Source organism: Anaerorhabdus sp. (genome assembly GCF_036641015.1).
Lineage (GTDB): Bacteria > Bacillota_I > Bacilli_A > Erysipelotrichales > Erysipelotrichaceae > Anaerorhabdus.
Window position 1 is genome coordinate 58,588 of the sequence record NZ_JAVWFO010000004.1, and the last position, 6,457, is coordinate 65,044.

A 6,457-nucleotide genomic window follows, 5' to 3' on the forward strand; every position below is an offset into this window, starting at 1 on the left:
TCATATTATAGTTTGAATTTAATAAAAATCAAACTCGCTATACTATTGTACCATATAAAAGCCCTAAACATATGTGTTTAGGGCTTAATTAACTGATTTTAATACAGCTTCTTTCTCTTTGATTCAGTTTCGGTTAAGAATAATGTTGTGAAATCTTCTTTGATAACCGGCTTAGAGATGTAATAGCCTTGTCCTAAGTGACAATTTAATTCATTAAGTAATTCAACATCACTACTTAATTCTACGCCTTCACATATAATTTCTTTGCCTAATAAATGAGCTGTCTCAATAATAAGTCTAATTATTGAAACTACCTGTTTACTAACATGACTCTCTTTCAAGAATTTCCTATCTATCTTAATTATATCAACTGGTATTGTATGAATTGAGTTGAGTGATGAATATCCACTACCAAAATCATCCATTGAGAAAACATACCCCTCATTATTTAATTCATGTATCATTTCAATTGTATGCTTAGAGAAATCATAGAAAACACTTTCTGTAATTTCTAGTTCAATACAATGCGTTGGTACATTATACTTTTGAATCATTTCTTTTAATTCTTTGGAAAAATCTTGATGTAAAATAGTTACCCTAGAAAAATTTACTGATATTCTAAAATTAGTATTTTCTAAATGATTATCTTTAATAAACTTGCATACATTTTCTAACATATAAAAATCTAATTCATGAATAAATCCATTTTGTTCAAATAGCGGTATAAAATCATCTGGAAATAAAACATTTCCATTTGCATCATGCCATCTCACTAATGCTTCAGCACCCACAATCCTTAAACTAGGTATTTCAAACTTAGGTTGTAAGTACAATTTAAATTCATCATCTTGCAACGCTCTGGTCGTTTGATTGTTAATCTTACTCTCATAATATAGTCTTTCTAATAATTTTTGATTATAAAACAAAATTGCTCCTTTACCCAAACGTTTAGCATGTTTACGAGCTAAATTAGCATTATCCATGATATTTTTTGCTGATTCTTCTCTTTCTACAATGTAAATACCAATACATAATTTTAATTCATTATAAATATCAAGACTAATTGCTTCTTTCATATTATTCTTCAATGTATTTTTAAAATTATTTATTGTTTGTTCCGTATATTTACACATCATGAAAAATTCATCATTCCCAAAACGTGCACATCCCCCAGTTTCACCAACAAATGCTTGTAATGTCCATCCTATTGTTTTTAGCAACAAGTCACAAATTTGTCTACCATATATTGAATTAAGATATTTAAAATCATCTATATCTATCTAAACAAATAACCGCAAATGGATATCCCAGTTTAGCAGCTTTATTTTTTAAGTCTCTTTCAAAAGCAGCATGATTATTAATTCCTGTTAACTTATCAATATACATTGCTTTTTCAACTTGTTTTTTTCTATACTTATTCCAAAACAAAAAAGTACCAAATGTTAACATCAGATATACGATAAATATTTGTATTAATAATACCAACTGATGATCAGAACATTCTTGTGCTGTTGCTACCATTTCATTTGCTTTTGTAAAGTATTCTTCACTTAAATCGTAAAGTTTATATTTAGATTCACCGCTTCTTACTTTTATAATCTCAAATTTAATTTCAGTCCACATGGTACTCATATCAGACAATTGTTTTTGATATGAATTATTATGAATTTTAATTAAATCATATTTTCCATCACCTGTTTGTAAATCATATAAAACATCATCTAAATAAACTATTAACTCATCATCTTGTTGTTCAAACAACTCTTTCTTAATTAGTTTTTGAGTTGCTCCTCTTACAATACCGCTATAGTTAATAACCTTCGCATATCCAAAGTTTTGAGACAGCGAAAAAACTAGGATTAAAATCGCAATAATCCATATGCAACTATAAATTTTAAGATTATTCTTTTGATTCATATTAGCCTTCCCTTTAATCCTAAGCTCATTATACAAGATGTTTTAGTGAAAAAGATATCATTTTTTTAAAAACACTATAGTTTTTAGCTATAGTGTCATATGTATAAATTTATTTAACAATTCCAAAAGCTACTACATGATTAGGTTCAATTTTAACCTTCTCATACATATCATCAACTTCTGAAAAGTCTTTTACTTGGAAGAATTCAACATCATTAATTGTTTGATTTGGATCCCAGCAAGCTAAGAAATCCTCAACTGCAACCCCATGATCATGAACTCCAACAATAGCTGTATTTACTGAGTTTTCATCCAAATAATTCCATCCCTCTACAAAGTTACCCTTTGGTAATGCATCCTTGTATAAGAATAATAAATATTCAGAACCATCTCTACCATTATAGAAGAATGAGTGTGCAATATGTACTACTCCTTCACTACTTTTATGTGCTAATACAATTCTTTCAAAATTATTTAAGTCTGTTACAATTTTTACTGTTTGTGCCATTACGTATCACCTCTTGTATTAATTCTAGCACATCAACCAGTACTAGAAAAGCCAAAAGCCACTATGATTAGTGGCTTTTAGTAAAATACGGTTAATATAACTGAACCTTCTTATCGTACTAAAGACAAATAAAATGCAGAATCTTAACTCAACAAATTTGGATACTTAAGTTGACTCATATATACCAAAAATTGTAATTTGTATGATTACCTACAGAAAAAGACCCACTCCCGTAGGAATGAGTCTTAGTAGTTTAACTAGTCAGCTAATTTCTTAACTAATTCAGCGTAACGTTTTTGAGCATCAGCTAATGTCTTATCGAACATCTTTTGAGCAACTTCTCCACCTTTTAACTTAGTTAATTGGTTGTAACGAGTTTCGTTTAATAAGAAGTCTTGGAATTTATCCCATTGAGGTTCTTTAGAGTCAATAGTTAATGGTTTTTCATTACGTGGGTCAAAACGATATAGAGCTAAGTATCCGCATTCAACTGCTTTAGCTTGAGTTCTTTGGTGATTTGATAATCCACCTTTAATACCGTGTTCAACACATGGTGAGTAAGCAATAATTAGTGATGGTCCTTTATAGCTTTCAGCTTCTTTGATTGCTTTTAATGTTTGGTTCTTGTCAGCACCCATAGCAATTTGAGCTACGTATACATGACCATAAGCCATAGCAATTTGTCCTAAGTCTTTCTTAGCTGTTGGTTTACCACCAGCTGCGAACTTAGCAATAGAAGCTGCTTGAGAAGCCTTAGAAGATTGTCCACCAGTATTTGAATAAACTTCTGTATCAAGTACTAATACATTAACATTTAAGTCATTAGCAAGTACATGGTCTAATCCACCGTAACCGATGTCATAAGCCCATCCATCTCCACCAACGATCCATACTGATTTACCAATAAGGTCTCTTTCAAGTTTAAGAAGTTCTTTAACTTCTTTACATTTACTAGCTTTAACACCAGCGATTAGTTCGTTTTTAACAGCACGTTGTGCATCACGATCACCCTCAGCTGCGATGTATGTTTCGAATGCTTTCTTCAATGGAGCTTCAACTTTATCTAAGTTAGATTCCATTAGTTCAAGAATTCTAGATTCTTTAACGTTTTGAGCGATAGCCATACCGAATCCATATTCAGCATTGTCTTCAAATAAACTATTTCCCCAAGCAACACCTTCACCGTTTTTGTCATTAACAAATGGAGAAGATGGAGTAGATGAACAGTAAATCATTGAACATCCAGTAGCATTAGCTACTAGCATATCACGTCCAAATAATTGAGATACAAGTTTGTAATATGGAGTTTCTCCACATCCAGGACAAGCTCCAGAAACTTCAAAGTAAGGTCTTAAGAATTGAGAACCCTTAACTGTTGTAGTTGGGAAGTATTGACTCTTGTATTCAACTTCATTGTATAGGTAATCTGCAAGTGGTTCTTGATCAAGTTTAGCGTTAACATCCACCATAGTAAGAGCTTTATTACCAGCCTTACCTGGACATTCAGTTACACATAGTCCACAACCAACACAGTTTGCAGGAGATACTTGTACACGGTATTGCATCTTATCAAGATCTTTACCCATTGCAGGAATTGTCTTGAAAGGCATTGGTGCATCTTTAACTTCTTCATCATTTAAGATAAATGTACGGATTGTTCCATGAGGACAAACATAACTACAGAAACCACATTGGATACAGTTATTTGGATCCCATGTAGGAACTTGAGTAGCAATTGTACGTTTTTCTTTTAATGAAACGTTGTTACGGATAGATCCATCAAGTAAGTTGTATTTAGTAAATGCACTTACTGGTAAGTCATATCCACCTAATGCGTTGATAGCAGATACATGTTCGTCAAAATATTTGTCTTTTGTATTTACTTTCTTATCAACAACTTTAAGGTTAACCCATTCTTTCTTAACTGGAATTTCAACTAATCCGTCTTTACCAGCATCGATAGCTTTGTAGTTTAATTTAACAACTTCATCACCCTTTTTAGAGTAAGATTTCTTAGCAGCAGTCTTCATATAATCAACAGCTTCTGCATAAGGCATAATTTGTTCATTAAGAGCAAAGAATGCAGATTGTAGAATTGTATTTGTACGACGACCCATACCAATTTCCATAGCAATCTTAGTTGCATCAATAATATAGAATTTAGCTTTCTTTTCAGCTAAGTCTCTTAACATACGGTTAGGTAAATGTTTTTCAAGTTCATCTGGTGAGAATGTTGTATTTAATAGGAATGTTCCACCTTTTTTAAGGCTTCTAACCATGTCATATTTGAATACATAAGCATCTAATGAACAAGAAACAAAGTCAGCATTGTTTACATAATATGTAGAACGGATTGGAGTAGGACCGAATCTTAAGTGAGAACGTGTAACTCCTCCAGCTTTCTTTGAATCATATGCAAAGTATGCTTGAGCGTATTGGTCAGTGTTATCCCCAATAATCTTGATTGCATTCTTATTTGCAGAAACAGTACCATCTGATCCTAAACCATAGAATAAACATGAAGTATAATCAGGTTTGATTGATAATGTAGCTGGTTTTAATGATAATTTAGTAACATCATCTTCGATACCGATTGTGAATTCATCTTTTGATTTTGGTTTCTTTAAATCATCATATACAGCTTTGATATGACTTGGGTTAGTATCTTTAGATCCCATACCATAACGTCCACCAGTAATGATAATTTTCTTATTATCCTTAAGAGCATTAAGAACATCTAAGTATAATGGTTCACGAGAACCCATTTCTTTAGTACGGTCTAATACAGCAATTTTCTTAACTGTCTTAGGAAGTACTTTAGTTAAATAGTTACTAGCAAAAGGACGGTATAAATGTACTTTAACTAAACCTACTTTTTCGCCTTTTTCTAATAAAGCATCAATTGTTTCTTTAATTGTTTCAGTAACTGAACCCATAGCAATAATAACGCGGTCTGCATTCTTAGCACCATAATATGTGAAAGGAGCATATTCACGCCCTGTATGAGCACTAATTTCTTTCATATATTTAGCAACTACGTCTGCTACTTTGTTATAATGTTCGTTTTGAGCTTCTCTTCCTTGGAAGAAAATATCATCATTTTCAGCACCACCACGTACAACTGGATTAGTGTGAGGGTTTAATGCACTCTTCTTGAATGCTTCAACCTTTTTCATATCTACTAGACCTTTTAAATAGTCATAGTCCATAACTTCAATTTTTTGAATTTCATGAGAAGTTCTAAATCCATCAAAGAAATGAATCATTGGAACAGAAGCATCAATTGCACTTAAGTGAGCAACTCCTGCTAAATCCATACATTCTTGAACTGAATGAGAACAAATCATTGGTACACCAGTTTGACGACAAGCGTATACGTCTTCATGATCACCAAAGATGTTTAATGCACGACCAGCTAATGCACGTGCTGCTACGTGAATTACACCTGGTAATAGTTCCCCTGCCATTTTGTAAAGGTTAGGAATCATTAACAATAAACCTTGTGAAGCTGTGAATGTTGTAGCTAAAGCACCACCTTGTAATGCTCCATGAACAGCACCTGCTGCTCCACCTTCTGATTGCATCTCAACAACTTTAACAGTTGTATCAAAAATGTTTTTACGACCTTGTGATGCCCAAGCGTCAACTACTTCTGCCATTGGAGACGAAGGAGTGATTGGATAGATACCTGCTACTTCACTAAACGCATACGCAACGTGACCAGTAGCGGTATTACCATCCATAGATTGGAATACTTTTTTAGATGTCTTACTCATCATAAACCTCCTAATTGTTTAAACATATCCATTATAGAACAAATGAAAACGTTTTAAAAGTTTATCTAAGACATTTTTTGTAAAATTGCTTATTTATCACACACTTTTAAAGAAGTACTACATTATTATAAAAGTTTTGAATATTATTCAGATTAAGTTTTTTATTCTATAGTTTTATAATTAGATTATCTATTTGATTAAATATTAGCTCTCCTGAACGACTCTAAGATAGATTCTAAATCTCTTTTCTATTCTC

Annotated in this window: 4 protein-coding genes; all 4 read right to left on the bottom strand. The window is 32.2% G+C overall.

The annotated features are described in order from the left end of the window. Positions 1 to 98 precede the first annotated feature (98 nt). A complete protein-coding gene (locus tag RR430_RS01420; RefSeq protein WP_332486800.1) occupies positions 99 to 1,220 on the bottom strand; it encodes a GGDEF domain-containing phosphodiesterase in 1,122 nt (373 codons plus the stop codon). 46 nt (positions 1,221 to 1,266) lie between these two features. Then, on the bottom strand, positions 1,267 to 1,917 hold the full coding sequence (locus RR430_RS01425) for a hypothetical protein (RefSeq protein ID WP_332508575.1): 651 nt from the start codon (positions 1,915 to 1,917) through the stop codon (positions 1,267 to 1,269). A 109-nt stretch (positions 1,918 to 2,026) separates the two neighbouring features. Then, positions 2,027 to 2,425 carry a hypothetical protein gene (locus RR430_RS01430; protein WP_332486796.1) on the bottom strand — a complete coding sequence of 133 codons (399 nt, stop codon included), beginning with the start codon at positions 2,423 to 2,425 and terminating at the stop codon, positions 2,027 to 2,029. Between the two features lie 257 nt (positions 2,426 to 2,682). Continuing rightward, entirely contained in the window at positions 2,683 to 6,201 is a 3,519-nt protein-coding gene (nifJ, locus tag RR430_RS01435) for a pyruvate:ferredoxin (flavodoxin) oxidoreductase (RefSeq protein ID WP_332508576.1), read from the bottom strand. Positions 6,202 to 6,457: the final 256 nt, after the last annotated feature.